The sequence below is a fragment of the Vulcanococcus limneticus LL genome, assembly GCF_943369875.1.
GTDB classification, from domain to species: domain Bacteria; phylum Cyanobacteriota; class Cyanobacteriia; order PCC-6307; family Cyanobiaceae; genus Vulcanococcus; species Vulcanococcus limneticus_A.
Map to the genome: position 1 here is coordinate 58,537 of NZ_CALROT020000002.1, position 14,315 is coordinate 72,851.

General features: G+C 69.6%; 17 protein-coding genes. 6 read left to right on the forward strand and 11 right to left on the reverse strand.

Annotated features, from left to right (window positions below; genetic code table 11):
* Positions 1–9: 9 nt before the first annotated feature.
* The 6 genes from ACLV7J_RS02910 to ACLV7J_RS02935 form a co-directional block, all read right to left on the reverse strand.
* Entirely contained in the window at positions 10–924 is a 915-nt protein-coding gene (locus ACLV7J_RS02910; protein ID WP_411867638.1) for a glycosyltransferase family 2 protein, read from the reverse strand.
* A gap of 14 nt (positions 925–938) precedes the next feature.
* Positions 939–1,700 (reverse strand): potassium channel family protein, encoded by a 762-nt coding sequence (locus ACLV7J_RS02915; RefSeq protein WP_411867639.1) that lies wholly within the window; start codon positions 1,698–1,700, stop codon positions 939–941.
* The gene (locus tag ACLV7J_RS02920) at positions 1,697–2,455 is read right to left on the reverse strand and encodes a potassium channel family protein (protein ID WP_411867640.1); all 759 of its coding nucleotides are present in this window, start codon (positions 2,453–2,455) and stop codon (positions 1,697–1,699) included. The genes ACLV7J_RS02915 and ACLV7J_RS02920 overlap by 4 nt, the downstream gene beginning before the upstream one ends.
* Positions 2,456–2,583: 128 nt before the next feature.
* Positions 2,584–4,464: a ferrous iron transport protein B gene (gene feoB, locus ACLV7J_RS02925; protein ID WP_411867641.1), complete on the reverse strand. Its 1,881-nt coding sequence runs from the start codon at positions 4,462–4,464 to the stop codon at positions 2,584–2,586.
* Positions 4,461–4,709, reverse strand: coding sequence for a FeoA family protein (locus tag ACLV7J_RS02930; protein ID WP_411867642.1), 249 nt, complete (start codon positions 4,707–4,709; stop codon positions 4,461–4,463). The genes feoB and ACLV7J_RS02930 overlap by 4 nt, the downstream gene beginning before the upstream one ends.
* A gap of 33 nt (positions 4,710–4,742) precedes the next feature.
* Entirely contained in the window at positions 4,743–5,417 is a 675-nt protein-coding gene (locus tag ACLV7J_RS02935; protein WP_411867643.1) for a DUF3598 family protein, read from the reverse strand.
* A 110-nt stretch (positions 5,418–5,527) separates the two neighbouring features.
* Here ACLV7J_RS02935 and ACLV7J_RS02940 point away from each other — a divergent pair, with 110 nt between their 5' ends.
* From ACLV7J_RS02940 to ACLV7J_RS02950, 3 genes are all read left to right on the forward strand, one after another.
* On the forward strand, positions 5,528–6,121 hold the full coding sequence (locus ACLV7J_RS02940; protein ID WP_411867644.1) for a rhomboid family intramembrane serine protease: 594 nt from the start codon (positions 5,528–5,530) through the stop codon (positions 6,119–6,121).
* Positions 6,122–6,209: 88 nt separating this feature from the next.
* A complete protein-coding gene (locus tag ACLV7J_RS02945; RefSeq protein WP_411867645.1) occupies positions 6,210–6,395 on the forward strand; it encodes a hypothetical protein in 186 nt (61 codons plus the stop codon).
* Between the two features lie 24 nt (positions 6,396–6,419).
* Positions 6,420–6,845: a hypothetical protein gene (locus ACLV7J_RS02950; protein ID WP_411867646.1), complete on the forward strand. Its 426-nt coding sequence runs from the start codon at positions 6,420–6,422 to the stop codon at positions 6,843–6,845.
* Positions 6,846–6,885: 40 nt separating this feature from the next.
* Here the strand turns inward: ACLV7J_RS02950 and ACLV7J_RS02955 are convergent, their stop codons facing one another.
* Positions 6,886–7,131 (reverse strand): Nif11-like leader peptide family RiPP precursor, encoded by a 246-nt coding sequence (locus ACLV7J_RS02955; RefSeq protein WP_411867647.1) that lies wholly within the window; start codon positions 7,129–7,131, stop codon positions 6,886–6,888.
* Positions 7,132–7,310: 179 nt separating this feature from the next.
* On the opposite strand from ACLV7J_RS02955, the gene ACLV7J_RS02960 reads away from it, so the two are divergent.
* A complete protein-coding gene (locus ACLV7J_RS02960; RefSeq protein ID WP_411867648.1) occupies positions 7,311–7,772 on the forward strand; it encodes a hypothetical protein in 462 nt (153 codons plus the stop codon).
* Positions 7,769–8,983 carry an aminotransferase class I/II-fold pyridoxal phosphate-dependent enzyme gene (locus ACLV7J_RS02965; protein ID WP_411867649.1) on the forward strand — a complete coding sequence of 405 codons (1,215 nt, stop codon included), beginning with the start codon at positions 7,769–7,771 and terminating at the stop codon, positions 8,981–8,983. The genes ACLV7J_RS02960 and ACLV7J_RS02965 overlap by 4 nt, the downstream gene beginning before the upstream one ends.
* Positions 8,984–9,002: 19 nt before the next feature.
* Here the strand turns inward: ACLV7J_RS02965 and ACLV7J_RS02970 are convergent, their stop codons facing one another.
* The 4 genes from ACLV7J_RS02970 to ACLV7J_RS02985 all read right to left on the reverse strand — a co-directional run bounded on the left by ACLV7J_RS02970 (position 9,003) and on the right by ACLV7J_RS02985 (position 12,551).
* On the reverse strand, positions 9,003–9,851 hold the full coding sequence (locus ACLV7J_RS02970) for a carbohydrate ABC transporter permease (protein ID WP_411867650.1): 849 nt from the start codon (positions 9,849–9,851) through the stop codon (positions 9,003–9,005).
* Positions 9,852–9,881: 30 nt separating this feature from the next.
* A complete protein-coding gene (locus ACLV7J_RS02975; protein ID WP_411867651.1) occupies positions 9,882–10,328 on the reverse strand; it encodes a hypothetical protein in 447 nt (148 codons plus the stop codon).
* Between the two features lie 4 nt (positions 10,329–10,332).
* Entirely contained in the window at positions 10,333–11,958 is a 1,626-nt protein-coding gene (locus ACLV7J_RS02980; protein WP_411867652.1) for a 2-isopropylmalate synthase, read from the reverse strand.
* 62 nt (positions 11,959–12,020) lie between these two features.
* Positions 12,021–12,551, reverse strand: a complete 531-nt coding sequence (locus ACLV7J_RS02985) for an NYN domain-containing protein (protein WP_255127027.1) — start codon at positions 12,549–12,551, stop codon at positions 12,021–12,023.
* 151 nt (positions 12,552–12,702) lie between these two features.
* On the opposite strand from ACLV7J_RS02985, the gene ACLV7J_RS02990 reads away from it, so the two are divergent.
* Positions 12,703–14,310 (forward strand): 1,4-alpha-glucan branching protein domain-containing protein, encoded by a 1,608-nt coding sequence (locus ACLV7J_RS02990; RefSeq protein ID WP_411867887.1) that lies wholly within the window; start codon positions 12,703–12,705, stop codon positions 14,308–14,310.
* Positions 14,311–14,315 lie beyond the last annotated feature (5 nt).

Here is a 14,315-nt window from a genome sequence, read left to right on the forward strand (position 1 = left end):
GGGCCTTGACTACATCTGCACGTTGAGCCGCTGCCAGAGGGAACGCACGTCATCAAAGGTCAACGGGGCTGCATCCAGTTGCCGCGTTTCCTGATGGCCCTCAGCCATGGCAGCCCCGGCACGCAGGGCCTCACCCACTAGGTCAGGATGGCCGGCGCGCGGTGAATAGAAGCGCTCCAAGGGCTCAGCAAAGCGCTCCAGAAACTCATCGCCAACGACAATCCGCCCACCCAGAGCCACATTGCGGAGGAATGCATCCAGGTCGAACGAGTACCCTCTCTTGCCAGACCAATGGCAGCCCCGTAGAGCCGGGTCAAGCAGAACCTGGCCTCCCTGGCGCCAATACTTCAGCTGGATATAGATCTCATCGCCACCGTAACCGCGGAATCCCGGATTGAATCCCCCCAACCGCTGCCAATCCGCACGGCGGGTCAACAGTGCCCAGTTACCGGACGCCGCCACGGGATAGGGATCAGCACACCCCTCGGGCAGCAACAGCTCCCAGGCCCCCCAGAAGTTCTCGTCGAGGGTTAAGCGGTAGCCACCATAGATATTTGGCCCTCCAAAGCTGATCCCGAAGTGCACCAGAGCGCCCTCAGGATAGGAACCCGCGGCGATGCGCCGGCTGAGGTCATCAAAGGTTCCTGGCTGAAGCAGCACATGGGAATCAATGGTCAGCAGCCAGTCTCCAGTAGCTTGCTCAGCCCCCACGGTGCGCGGGTAGTTGACCGACGCCACCTCCCCCGCAGGGATGTAGCGGAGCCAGGGCCTGTCGTAATAGCGGCAGACCTCCTCAACGTCAGCATCGGGTTCATTGTCGACCACGATGATCTCACTGGCCTCTCCAAATCCGGCATGGGCCAGGCCCTGCAACGTAAACCAGAGCTCGTTGGGCTTACCCCGAACAGGGATGATCACACTCACCAAGGGAGCCATGGTCAAACATCCTCACTGCGAATGAATTCATCCTTGGCGGCGCTTGCCACGGCCTGAGTCTGATCATTGATATAGCGACTCAGCAAAAGACCGATCATCAGACTCATATACAAGGTGCCAGCAATACTCAGGACAACCGCAAAGAACTCAGCCGGAGGGGTGGCCGGCAGGATATCTCCATAGCCGATGCTGCCCAGCGTGATGAAGCTGAAATACGTGAGCCGTTCAACAACCTCCGAACCAGGCAGCATCGTGCCGAGATTGAAGCTCCGAGGCTGTAGGACCTCAAGAAATGTGGCCAACTGCCCCGCCGTCAAGCCAAGGTGAACATAGCCAGCCGCACCAAGACACAGCGTGCTGACACTCACGCCTTCAACGCGTGCCAGGATCTTGACAATTCGCGTCACCGTGAGCAGGTAGAACCCGCAGCCCCCAACCAAGAGCAACAGCACAAGCCCATGGGACGCATTGCGGCCGAGAACATAGGGGAGGAAACCCGAGATCACCGTACAAATGGCCAGCCCGCGATAAGCGTAAGCCCCACCAGGGAGATGGCCAGCCTGAATGGAGGCCGGCATGATCCGCAGCGACTGCAACACAAGATTAGCCCCCACCACTGGCAGACACAGTCGCTCGAAAAGATTGCCATCCAGCCTGGTAAAGGGCATGGCCAGAATCGGCAAGAGCACAGCCAGCAGAAACCAGGGGAAGCGATGCTCCCTGGCGCGGATCTGCTCAGCCTGGCGCCTGGACATGACACTCATGGGCGCAGGGCCTCGTCTTCAACCTCGCGGATGGCCAGCTTGGTGCGCGAGTCAATGTAGCGACTCAGCAGAAGACCGATCAACAGACTCACGTAAAGCGTACTTGTGATGCTGAGAAGCACCACAAAGCTTTCACCAATGGGGCTCGCAGGCACCACATCGCCATAGCCGAGGGTGCCGATCGTCACAAAGGAAAAATAAGAAAGCCTGGCCACCAGCTCCTCGCCTGCCGCCATCGATCCCAAGCGAAAGCTATCGGCATCAATGACCTGGAGTGCCGTCGCCAGCTGACCACCGGTCAGACCCAGATGGATGTAGCCGGCGGCCCCCAGCATGAGGCTGCGAGCATTCACCACCTGACTCGCCGCCAGAACCTGAACGACGCGCATCGCCGTCAGGACAAAGAATGCGGCACGGATTGCGATGAAGACAAATCGCAGACCCAAGGGCACATTGTACCCCAGTAGAAACGGAATCCACGCATTGATGACACCCAGCCACCCCAGCCATCGATACAGATCATTGACCTTCAAGGGCCCGATGCACGACTGCCAGGCCGGCATTGCCCGCATCGACTGCAGAATCAGCAGATCCACGGCCAACGGCAGGCTATAGCGCTCCAGAAAAGAACCCTGAACGTCAGCAAACGGCAGCGCGACAAGGGGCAGCAGGGTGCAGAGCAGAAACAGCGGAAACTGCCGCTCCTTGGCCTGGATCTGACTGCCCCGCAGGCGCCGCATCTCCGCCTGAAACATCCAGACTCCCAATCGTGGTCAGGCTAGTGGGGCCTGGGTCCCCTGGCTCACCCTTGGGATCAGCGTCGGGGCCATTCCGGGGTTCGCGTCGGGCTGGGGGTGGCGGACGGTGGGAGCCGATGGATCCGTCATCCCCAACCCAGCAGGTTCGCCCCCTGGAAGAACACGAAGCTCACCAGCCAGGCCAGCAGCAGCGACCACAGCACGCTGAACACCGTGAAGCCCAGCCGCTTCGACTCGCTGCGGATCACCGCCACCGTGGAGAGGCAGGGCGTGTAGAGCAGGGTGAACAGCATGAAGCTGACGGCCTGGGTCCAGCTCACATCGCTGGCGACCGCGCGGCCCAGGGCCGCCGGATCGGCCTGGCCATAGATCACCGCCAGCCCGCCGAGCACGATCTCCTTGGCGATGAAGCCGAACAGCAGCGCCACGGTGAGCTTGGGGTTGATGCCGATCGGTCCGAGCAGGGGCTGCAGCAGCTCCCCCAGCCGACCCGAGAGCGAGGCGGCCGAGGCCGGCGCCACCCCCAGCGGCAGGTTGTTGAGCAGCCACACCGCCACCACGCCGAAGATGATGAAGCGACGCGCCCAGAACCAGAAGTGCCGCACCTCGGCCCAGGCGCGGTTGAACATCTGGCGCAGGGTGGGGAAGCGGTAGGGGGGCAGTTCCAGCACCAGCGGCTCATCGCTGGCGAAGCGTCCCTTGAACAGCAGGGCCGTGAGGATCGCCGCCGCAAAGCTCATCAAATACAGGCCGAAGATCACCAGGCCCCCCTGACGCGACGGGAAGAAGGCCGCCGCCATGAACAGGAACACATTCAGCCGGGCCGAGCAGAGCGAGAAGGGAATGATCAGCATCGAGAGCAGCCGCAGGCCGCTGCTGCGCATCACCCGGGTGCCCAGGATCGCCGGCACGTTGCAGCCGAACCCCATCAGCGACAGCACGAAGCTGCGGCCATCGAGGCCGAGCCGCTCCATGAAGGCATCCATCAGGTAGGCGGCCCGCGAGAGATAGCCGCTGTCCTCCAGCACGCCCATGGCCAGGAAGAACAGGAAGATCACCGGCAGGAACGCCGTGACCGTGCCGAGGCCCTGGTAGAGGCCATCGAGCAGGAAGCCCTTCAGAAACGGCGGCAGGCCGGAGAGCAGCGGCGTCAGCACGCCCTTGCCGAAGGCGTCGAGCAGGGACCCGAGGGCCTCCTGCAGCGGCACGCCGAGGGCATAGATGGCCTGGAACATCAGGGCCATCGCCAGGAAGAACAGCGGCAGCCCCAGCCACGGGTGCAGCAGCAGGCCATCGAGCCGGCGGGTGAGCCGGTCGCGCCACTGGGGCGGCAGGCGCACCGCCGCGGCCAGCAGGGCCGCCATCCGCTCCGGCAGCTCCGCCTCGCCGGCCTGCAGGATCGGCTCCAGCAGCGGAATGGGCGCGGGCCGGGCCGCCGCAGCGGAGGCCCCGGCGGGGACTGAGGGGTCTGAAGGTGGGGCGAGCTCACACACCATGGCCTGGCGCACCTGGGCCAGGCCGCGCCGGTACTTGGCGCTCACCAGCAGCACCGGCAGGCCCAGCTCAGCCCCCAGGCGCTCGGCATCGATGCTCACCCCGAAGCGGCGGGCCTCATCGGCCATGTTCAGCAGCAGCACGGCCGGCAGCCCCAGCTGGCGCACCTGCAGGGCCAAGCGCAGCTGGCGGTCGATCTGGCTGGCGTTGAGGATCACCACCACCAGGTCGATCGGGGTGGATTCGAGGAAGCGGCGCACCACGGCCTCGTCCTCGGAGTGGCCGCGCAGGTCGTAGATGCCGGGCAGATCCACCAGCTGGGCGGGGCGACCCTCCAGGTCGAGGTCGGCCTGCAGCAGATCCACGGTGAGGCCAGGCCAGTTGCCGATATGGGCGTGGCTGCCGGTGAGCTGGCTGAAGAAGGTCGACTTGCCCGTGTTGGGCATGCCCAGCACCGCGATGGTGGCCTGGCCGGCGGGGGCACTCCAGACGGGGCTCTGGCAGTGGCTCACGCGGCCCCTTCCAGGGCGATGAGGTCCACCCGGGCCGCGTCGCGGCGGCGCAGCATCAGCTCGGTCATGCCGACGCGCAGGTGCAGCGGCCCTCCCCAGGAGGCGCGGCGCAGCAGCTCCACGCGCTGGCCGGGGCGCAGACCGAGGGCAGCGAGGCGCTGGCCCAGGCCGGAGTCGGCCGCCAGGGAGCCGATGGTGGCGGACTGGCCGGGGGCCAGATCGGCGAGCCGGGGAGGCGTTCGCATCGACGCCGCTTATTGCAAGTGAGTTGCAATATCCTATGTCGGACCGGTCGCGCCCCCGTCTCCGGCCAGGGGCTCCAGCAGGCCGCTGGCGCCGTAGCGGCGGCTGATCTCCAGCACCAGCCCCGGCTCCGGACTCCAGCGCAGGCTTGTGCACACCGGATCCCCCAGGCAGCGGCCACTGGCCGTCGTGATCTCCAGCCCCGGCTCCGGACTCCAGTGGCCTGGGCCCAGCAGGGCCGCCACCAGGGGCGCTGCCGGCGCCGGATCCGCCAGGCCCGGCCGCGCCTCCACCACCACCAGGCTCTCGGGGTTCTCACTGCCATGGCGCAGCACCACCCGCCGCCGGCGATCGCCATGCACCAGGCACAGCTCCGCGAAGAAGGGCCAGGGCCCGATCCGATCGGGCCCGAGGCTCCAGTGGCCGGCGGGGCTGATCTGCATCTCCGGCGGCGGCTCGGCGAAGCGCATGCTGCGCACCTGGCCGGTGTGGACGTAGGTCAGGGAGGCGTCGATCGTGCCGTCCTGCTCCTGCACCGCCAGGCGGGTGGGGAACCGCTCCTGCTCCAGGCCATCGGCGCCGCAGCGGATGAAGGTGCCGTGCCAGGCGCCGGCATTGGGGCCCAGCAGCCACTGGCGGCGCTGCTGGGGGCTGGGCTCGGCGGGGCTGGGCGGAGCAGGGTTGGGCGCCGATCCGTTCGGCTGGGACACGACCACGGGGCAGGGCGGCACGGAGGCGCCGATGCTGGCAGGCCTGGCCCGGGCCCGCGCCGGCCGGCCCAACCCCGGCACCCCGCTGCTGCCCTGGGCCTGCCAGGCTGATGCCGCTTTGCTTCGCCGCGGTGATCACGCGTCGCCTGCGCTCCGGCTTCCAGCTGTCACTCCTGCTGGTGGGGGTGGCCTGGGCCCAGGAGCTGGTGGACCAGCTGCTGTTCGGCGGGCGCTGGAACCTGCCGATGCTGCCCGCGGCGGCCGGCGGCAGCCTGCTGGGCGTGTTCACCGCGCCCTTCAGCCACGGCGGCTTCGGCCACCTGATCAGCAACACGCTGCTGTTTCTGCCGCTCTCCTGGCTGGTGCTGGCCAAGGGCCGGCGCGACTACCTGGCGGTGTGGATCGGCGTCTACGCCACGGCCATCCCGGTGTGGCTGCTCTGGCCCAACGGCAGCCACGGCCTCTCGGGAGTCGTCTACGGGCTGCTGGGCTTTCTGATGGTGATCGGCTTTCTGGAGAAGCACCCCCTCAGCCTGCTGCTCTCGGTGTTCTGCCTGCTGACCTGGGGCGGCATCCTGCCGAGCCTGCTGCCCTTCGCCTCGCCGCCGGGGGTGAGCTGGATCGGCCATGTGGCGGGCTTCGCCGGCGGCGTGCTGGCCGCCTTCGCCATCCACCGGGACCCGGCCGGTCGCCCAGCCCGCTGATCCCCTGCCGCCGCTGCGTTAACAAGTGATGGCACGGCTTGGCCGCCATGGGAGACCCCGATAGGGTCGACCCACCGCCAAGGGAGCCATGATCGTCGGGGAGATCTACCTGGAGAGCGTCGCCACCGGCGTGATCACCGCCGAGGAGATCGCCTGGATCACCAGCCACCAGAGCGGCTTCGACCGCCAGGAGGAGGCCTTCGCCCTCAAGCTGGGCCGACTGCTGGATGAGGGCACCATCCAGATCGGCTGCCGCCTGCTGGGCAAGGCCTGAAGTCCGGGCCGGCAGGATGGAGCCATGAGCAGCCACCCTGAAACCCAGGCCAGCAGCGCCTTTGAAACCGCCGCGTTTGAAACCGCCTTCATCGACCTGTTGCGGTTGGCGCCGGGACCGATCTTTCCCCGGGCACGCCAGCTCTACTTCCGCAAGTACGCCCTGGAGGGCCAGGGCCACGACGGCTCCTTCCGCACCCACCTGCTGGCCGAACAGGTGGAGGAGGCCGAAGGGCTGGAGCAGCCCGGCTATCGGGTGCGGGCCGTGAGCTTCGCGGTCGTCTACTGGGATGGCACCCCCACCCGCAGCGATCCCGACTTCGCGGGCTATCTGGGCGAGCGCTGGGCCCTGGAGGCCCCTGACCTCACCCCCGAGCCCGACCTGTGGTTCCGCGGCGAAGGCCACTACGCCCGCTTCAGCGCACCGGCGCTGTACAGCAGCGCCGGCTGAGCCGGCACCGCCGGAGCCGGGCCACGCCGCCGATCCGGCCTCAGCCGGGGATGAAGGTGCGCAGCTTGCGGGCGTCCTGGCCGGCGCGGCGCTGCAGCTCCTCATCGCTGAGGCTCTCCTCCTCGCGGGCCTGGGCGGCGATCACATCCGCCTCGCTCACCGCAAAGCCCTCGGCGGCCGCCAGGGCCAGCAGCGCCTCCAGCTCCAGGGGCTGCTGCAACTGCTCCATCAGGCTGGGGCTGCGGCGGGCGTGGGCCAGGAAGGCGTCGAGTTGCTCAAGGGACAAGGGAGGGACCGGGGCGCAGTGGCCCTGTCCTAGCGACCGCTGCACCCACCTGGCAGCGCAGACCTGGGGACGCCGCCCCCACCCAGGGGCACCACGGCGGTCCGGACCGCTCGCCAGCGGCGCGACCAGCCCCCAGACTTGGCCTGCCAGCCCCCGGGCCGCCCCCCAGCGCCTCTCGCATGTCCGCCAGTCCCAGCTCGCCGCCGCCCGCCGCCGCCCGGCCCCTGGACCCCAGCCCCCTGCCCCCCTGGATGCGCTGGCTGGGCACGGGGCTCACCGCGATGGTGGCGGTGCTGTTCCTGGTGCTGCTGCAGCAGGTTCGCCAGCAGGCCGGCCGGCTGGAGGCCCTCCAGGGCCGGGTGCAGTCGCTGGAGAACGCCCGCGACCTGGAGCGCACCAACGCCCTGGAGGAGCAACTGCGCTCCACGGTGCAGCGGCTGCACCGCTTCGATGGACTGGAGGGCGCCGTGGAGGAGCTGCAGGCCCAGCAGGAGAGCCTGCGCCAGCAGCTGCGGCAGCGCCCGGCCACACCGGGCCCGCAGTCCCCATCGCTGCTGCCCCGCGAGGACCTGGGCGGCGGTCTGACGCCCCTCGCCCCCGGCCCGGCCCCGGCGCGGCCGGCGGCGCCGCCCCAGCCGTGAGCGCCACCTCCGGCCGGGGTGCCGGAGCGGCCCAGCGCCTGGCCGCGGTGCAGACCCCGGTGATTCCGGTGATGGGCGCCCTGATCCGGGACACCCCCGGCACCCTCTCCCTGGGCCAGGGCATGGTGAGCTGGGGGCCGCCGCCGGCGGTGCAGGCCGCCCTGGGCGACGCGCTGCTGCACGACCCGACGGGCACCGCTCCCCCACGGAGCCATCCCGACCTCAACGCCTACGGGCCGGTGGAGGGGGAGCCGGAGCTGCGCGCCGCCATCGCCCACCACCTGCGCCGGGAGCACAACCTCGACCTCGAGGGCAGTGCCCTGCTGGTGACCGCCGGCAGCAACATGGCCTTCAACGCCGTGGTGCAGGTGCTGTGCGACCCCGGCGATGAGCTGATCCTGCCGGTGCCCTACTACTTCAACCACGCCATGGCGATCCAGCTGGCGGGCGGGGTGCCGGTGGCGGTGGAGGCGGGGGTCGTGCCCGACCCCGAGCGGCTGGCGGCGGCGATCACGCCCCGCACCCGGGCGATCGTGACCGTGTCGCCCAACAACCCCAGCGGGGCGGTGCTGCCGCGGGCGGTGCTGGAGGCGATCAACCGGCTCTGCGCCGAGCGGGGCCTGCTGCACCTGCACGACGAGGCCTATGCCCTGTTCGGGTACGGCGGGGCCCAGCCCTGGAGCCCGGCCAGCCAGCCGGGCAGCGGCGCCCACACCGTGAGCTTCGGCTCCCTGTCGAAGAGCCACGGCATGGCGGGCTGGCGCCTGGGCTGGGCCGTGGTGCCCGAGGCCATGATGCCGGCCCTCGCCAAGGTGCAGGACACGGTGCTGATCTGCCCGCCGCGGCTGGTGCAGCACGCGGCCGTGGCGGCCCTGGAGGCCGGTGGCGACTGGTGCCGCGAGCGGATCGCGACCCTGGCCGACCGGCGCCGGCAGGTGCTGGAGGCGCTGGCCATCCCCGGTGCCCCCTGGCGCCTGATGGTGCAGCCGCAGGGCGCCTTCTATGCCCTGCTGGAGCTGCAGGCACCGCTCGCCGCCGACACGGCAATGGAGCGACTGATCCGCGAGCACCGGGTGGCGCTGGTGAGCGGCAGCAGCTTCGGCCTGGCGGGCTGCTGCCTGCGGCTGAGCTACGGGATGCTGGGGCCGGCGGACCTGGCGGAGGCCCTGGTGCGGCTGAGCCGGGGCCTGGAGCAGCTGGCCGCGGGCTGAGGGGCCAGGGCCTGCCGTTTCAGCCCTTCACCGCATCCCCGGCAGCGCTGGGCAGGATGTAGCGCTGCAGGCCGATGAACAGCACCAGCACCGGCAGAATCGAGACCACCGCACCGGCCGCCACCAGGCGCCAATCCAGGGAGAAACTGGTGGCCAGCTGCTGCAGTCCCAGCGGCAGCGTGTAGAGCTTGGGGTCGTCGAGGATCACCAGCGGCCAGAGGAAATCACTCCAGGTGCCGATGAACACGAACATCGCCAGGGTGATCAGATCGGCCCGTGCCGCCGGGATCATCACGTTCCACCACTCCCCCAGGGGCGTGCAGCCGTCGATGCGGGCCGCTTCCTCCAGCTCCACCGGCACCCCGGCGAAACTCTGGCGCAGCAGAAAGATGCCGAAGGCCGTGGCGGCCTGGGGCAGGATCAGGGCCCAGAGGGTGTTGCGCAGCCCCAGCTGCACCATCAGCAGGTAGAGCGGGATCATCACCACCTGGAAGGGGATCAGGATCGTGGCCACCACCAGGGCCAGCACCAGGCCCCGGCCGGCGAAGCGCATCCGCGCCAGGGGGTAGGCCGCCAGGGAACAGAACAGCAGGTTGGCGAGCACCGCCAGCCCGCTGACAATCGTGCTGTTGAGGATGTAGGCGCCGATCGGGTTCTCCCCGAACAGCCGGCCGTAGGCCTCCAGGCTGGGCTGGGCCGGCAGCAGGGCTGGCGGCATGGTGAAGATGTCCTCCGCCGGCCCCTTGAGCGAGGTGCTCACCAGCCAGAACAGGGGCACCAGCATGGCGATCGCCAGCAGCAGCAGCAAGGCCAGCTGCAGGGCACTGGCGAGAGGGGGGCGGGGCCGGCCGCTGGCTGGATCAGGCATCGGGGTCAGGCTAACTGCGGCCGCGCCGGCTCAGGGCTGGGCGAGCCATCGCTGCACACTGCGCAGGAACACCTCCATCGAACCCAGCGCCAGCACGACACTGAGCAGATTCACCAGCCAGCTGAACAGATAGAGGGCCGGCAACAACCCGCTGGCCAGGCCCTGCTGCAGGGAAGCGAACAGATAATCGAACGCCCCATCGAGAACCGAGAACAGCGAGGCCATGAACATGGCCAGCGCCGCCTGCAGGACGCGCCGGGAGTCCTGCGGATCCGGTCCCTGGGCCAGGTACCGCGCGAAGCTGAGCTGAAAGCTGGCCACCAGAAACAGCACCGCGAAGACGGTGATCTGCGTGAGCTGCCGCTGGGTCGCCACCTCCCTGGCCTCGAGGGCCAGATAGGCCAGCCCCGCGGCCCAGAGCAGCAGACGCAGGGCGCTTGAGCTCCAGCGTTGAAGGACCAGCAGCGCGGGGCTCATCGGCCTAGAGCCTCGGGATCTCGGCCACCGGCAGGGGTGCCTTCTGGGGATGGAGCGGGCTGCGCTGGGTGCCGGCCACCAGACGGTTGAGGGCGTTGACGAAGGCCTGGGCCGCCGCCACCACGATGTCGGTGTCGGCCGCGTGGCCGGAGTAGAGCACGCCGTTCTGGCGCAGGCGGATCGTCACGTCGCCCATGGCGTCGATGCCCTCGGTGACCGACTTGACGGAGAACTCCACCAGTTCGTTCGGCACCTGGGCCAGGCGGTTGAGGGCCTGGCAGACGGCATCCACCGGGCCTGTGCCGATGGCCGCCTCCCGGAGCTCGGCCCCATCGGCGCTGGTGAGGGTCACCGTCGCGGTCGGCAACAGATCCGTGCCGCAACTCACCTGCACGGCCTTGAGGACATAGCGGGCCTCATCCTGCTGCTGCACCTGCTCGCTCACGATCGCCTCGAGATCGCGGTCGGTGATCTCGCGCTTGCGATCGGCCAGCTCCTTGAAGCGGCTGAAGGCCTCATCGAGGTCCTCGCGATCGAGGTTGTAGCCGAGCTCCTCGAGGCGGGCGCGGAAGGCACTGCGGCCGGAGAGCTTGCCCAGGGAGATGCGGTTATCGGCGAGGCCGATGGTGCGGGCGTCGATGATCTCGTAGGTGAGGCGGTTCTTGAGCACGCCGTCCTGGTGGATGCCCGATTCGTGGGCGAAGGCATTGGCCCCCACGATCGCCTTGTTGGGCTGCACCGCCATGCCGGTGAGGTTGCTCACCAGCCGCGAGGTCTTGTAGATCTCCTCGGTGCGGACGCCCGTGAGCGGCTCGGTGCTCTCCACCGGCCGGCCCAGGAAGGGATTGAAGTAGCTGCGGCGCACGTGCAGCGCCATCACCAGCTCCTCGAGCGAGGCATTACCGGCCCGCTCACCGATGCCGTTGATCGTGCACTCCAGCTGGCGGGCGCCGTTCTTGACGGCCTCGAGGAAGTTGGCTACGGCCAGGCCCAGGTCGTTGTGGCCGTGCACGGAGATCACGGCCTGGTCGATGTTGGGCACATGGCGGTTGATGCCGTCGATCAGGGCACCGAACTCGGCCGGCGTGGTGTAGCCCACGGTGTCCGGAATGTTGACCGTGGTGGCACCGGCGGCGATCGCCGCCTCGATCACCTGATAGAGGAATTCCGGGTCGGAGCGACCGGCGTCCTCGCAGGAGAACTCCACGTCGTCCACGAGGGAACGGGCGTAATCCACCATCTCGGCGGCGATCTGCAGCACCTCGGTGCGGCTCTTGCGCAGCTTGTGCTCGAGGTGGATGTCGCTGGTGGCGATGAAGGTGTGGATGCGCCGGTGGGCGGCGGGGGCCACGGCGTCGGCGCAGGCCTTGATGTCGCCGCGGGCCGCCCGGGACAGGCCGCAGATGATCGGCCCGTCGGGGGTGCCGACGCTGGCGGCGATGCGCTGCACCGCGTTGAAGTCGCCGGGGCTGGCGAAGGGGAAACCCGCCTCGATCACGTCCACACCCAGCCGGGCCAGCTGCTGCGCAATCGCCAGCTTCTCCTCGAGATTGAGGCTGGCGCCCGGGGACTGCTCCCCATCGCGCAGGGTGGTATCGAAGATCAATACCCGGCCGGGATCGCGGGCCATGGCGGTTACAAAGCGGAATGGATATGACTTAGCCCCATCCTAGGGGGCGGCTGGTCGAGCGTTCAGGTGCGGCTGAACACCGGCGCCTGCAGCGCCTCGGCCTTCTCCAGCTGGGGCCGCAGCGTGGCCAGATCCACGAAGCGGTCGGCGGCGTTGCGCAGCTCGCGGGGCACCATGCCGTCGGTGTTGAACACCGTGATCCGCAGCCCCCGGGCCCGCAGCACCTCCACCAGACGCTCCAGGTCGCGGCTGCCGCTGAGCAGCCACAGCTCGTCGCTGCGGTGGGCCACCGCCATCAGGTCGATGGCGATCTCCACGTCCAGGTTGGCCCGGGCGAACTGGCGCTGTTCGGGGTCGTGGCCGAATTCCCGCAGCGGCTTGGTGCGCACCGTGTAGCCCAGGGAGGTGAGCGCGTCGCGAAACGGGCGCTGGTCGGTGGGATCCTTCAGGCCCGTGTACCAGAAGGCGCTGCCGATCTCCACCCCCGGGGTGGCCGTGGCGTACTCCAGCAGCCGGCGCGGATCGAAGAACCAGCCCAGCTTCTGCTGGGCGTAGAACATGCTGTGACCATCCACCGCCAGGGCCAGCTGCATCGGCGCTCCATCGCGGGGTTCAGCCTAGGTGCAGCGCCTAAGCTGGCCTCCAATCCGGGGGAGTGCCGTGGCCGGCGGCGAACGGGCACCAGCCCATGGTGATCCGGCTCTGGCCAGCGGCCCAGCAGCCTTGGCCAGCGGCCCAGCGGCAATGCCCGGCGATGGCCCTCGGGCCAGCAGCGGCGACCTGGCGATCGTCCTGCACGCCCACCTGCCCTACGTCCACAGCAGCCAGCCCGGCTCCCTCGAGGAGGACTGGTATTTCCAGGCCCTGCTGGAGTGCTACATCCCGCTGCTGGAGGTGCTGGAGGCCGCCGCCGCCGATCCGGCCCAGCGACCGCGCCTGAGCCTGGGGCTCTCTCCCACGCTGCTGTCGCTGCTGGCCAGTGCCGAGCTGGCGGCCCGCTTCGTGCCCTGGCTGGAGGTGCGCCTCGAGCTGCTGGCCCAGGCGCCGCCGAGCCACGCCGCCGCCGCCAGCGCCCAGGCCGCCCGCCTGGAGGCCACCATCGCCGCCTGGCGGGCCTGCGGCGGCGACCTGCTGCCCCGCTTCCGCCGGCTGCAGCAGGCCGGCGTGCTCGATCTGCTCACCTGTGCCGCCACCCACGGCTACCTGCCGCTGCTGCGGGAGTTCCCCGAGGCGGTGCGCGGCCAGCTGCTCACGGCGGTGCGCGAGCACGAGCGGTTGCTGGGGGTCCGGCCCCAGGGGATCTGGCTGCCGGAATGCGCCTACTACGAGGGGCTGGATCGGATCCTCACGGGCGCCGGCCTGCGCTACGCGATCCTCGATGCGCACGGCCTGCTGCATGGGCTGCCGCGGCCCCGCTTCGGGGTCTACGCCCCGATCGTGAGCCCGGGCGGCATGGCCTTCTTCGCCCGCGACAGCGGCTCCACCCTGCCGGTGTGGAGCGCCCGCGACGGCTACCCCGGCCAGGCCGCCTACCGGGAATTCCACCGCGACCTGGGCTGGGACCTGCCCGCCGACGCGCTGGTGGAGCGGGGCATCGGCAGCCCCCGGCCCCTGGGGCTGAAGCTGCACCGCGTCAGCGGCCGCGACTGCCCCCTGGAGCAGAAGCAGGCCTACGAGCCGGAGCGGGCCGCCGCCACCGCCGCCGCCGATGCCGGCCACTACCTGGATGGACGGCACCAGCAGCTGCAGCAGCTGGCCGGGGCCATGGAACGGCGGCCGCTGCTGGTGGCCCCCTTCGACGCCGAGCTGTTCGGCCACTGGTGGTACGAGGGGCCGGCCTTCCTGGCCGAGCTGTTCCGCCAGGCGCCGGCGGCCGGCGTGGGTCTGGTGACCCTGCGGGAGAGCCTGGGCGGCGGCCAGACCCTGCAGCTCTGCCAGCCCTCCCCCTCCAGCTGGGGCCAGGGCGGCTACCACAACTACTGGCTGAACGAGACCAACGCCTGGATCGTGCCCGAGTGGCACCGCGCCACCGGCGCCATGGTGGCCCGGGTGAACCGGGGCGTGGCCAGCACCCAGGCGCGGGACCTGCTCAACCAGGCCGCCCGCGAACTGCTGCTGGCCCAGAGCTCCGACTGGAGCTTCATCCTGCGGGCCGGCACCACCACCGAGCTGGCCCGGGAGCGGATCCACCGCCACCTCAACCGCTTCTGGCGGCTGCTGGCCGCCGTGGATGGCCGCGACACGCTGCCGCCCGACTGGCTGGCGGCGGTGCAGCGGGAGGACGGCCTGTTTCCCCTGGTGAATGCCGCCGACTGGGCCAGCCTGACGCTCCGATCACCGCCCGCGGGGTGAGGGTG

Coding starts and splice junctions, on each gene's coding strand:
- ACLV7J_RS02915 (WP_411867639.1), bottom strand. CDS start 1,700: ATGAGTGTCATGTCCAGGCGCCAGGCTGAGCAGATCCGCGCCAGGGAG.
- ACLV7J_RS02960 (WP_411867648.1), top strand. CDS start 7,311: ATGTCCGCCAGTCCCAGCTCGCCGCCGCCCGCCGCCGCCCGGCCCCTG.
- ACLV7J_RS02920 (WP_411867640.1), bottom strand. CDS start 2,455: ATGTTTCAGGCGGAGATGCGGCGCCTGCGGGGCAGTCAGATCCAGGCC.
- ACLV7J_RS02930 (WP_411867642.1), bottom strand. CDS start 4,709: ATGCGAACGCCTCCCCGGCTCGCCGATCTGGCCCCCGGCCAGTCCGCC.
- ACLV7J_RS02940 (WP_411867644.1), top strand. CDS start 5,528: ATGCCGCTTTGCTTCGCCGCGGTGATCACGCGTCGCCTGCGCTCCGGC.
- ACLV7J_RS02950 (WP_411867646.1), top strand. CDS start 6,420: ATGAGCAGCCACCCTGAAACCCAGGCCAGCAGCGCCTTTGAAACCGCC.
- ACLV7J_RS02990 (WP_411867887.1), top strand. CDS start 12,703: ATGCCCGGCGATGGCCCTCGGGCCAGCAGCGGCGACCTGGCGATCGTC.
- ACLV7J_RS02975 (WP_411867651.1), bottom strand. CDS start 10,328: ATGAGCCCCGCGCTGCTGGTCCTTCAACGCTGGAGCTCAAGCGCCCTG.
- ACLV7J_RS02980 (WP_411867652.1), bottom strand. CDS start 11,958: ATGGCCCGCGATCCCGGCCGGGTATTGATCTTCGATACCACCCTGCGC.
- ACLV7J_RS02945 (WP_411867645.1), top strand. CDS start 6,210: ATGATCGTCGGGGAGATCTACCTGGAGAGCGTCGCCACCGGCGTGATC.
- ACLV7J_RS02970 (WP_411867650.1), bottom strand. CDS start 9,851: ATGCCTGATCCAGCCAGCGGCCGGCCCCGCCCCCCTCTCGCCAGTGCC.
- ACLV7J_RS02985 (WP_255127027.1), bottom strand. CDS start 12,551: ATGCAGCTGGCCCTGGCGGTGGATGGTCACAGCATGTTCTACGCCCAG.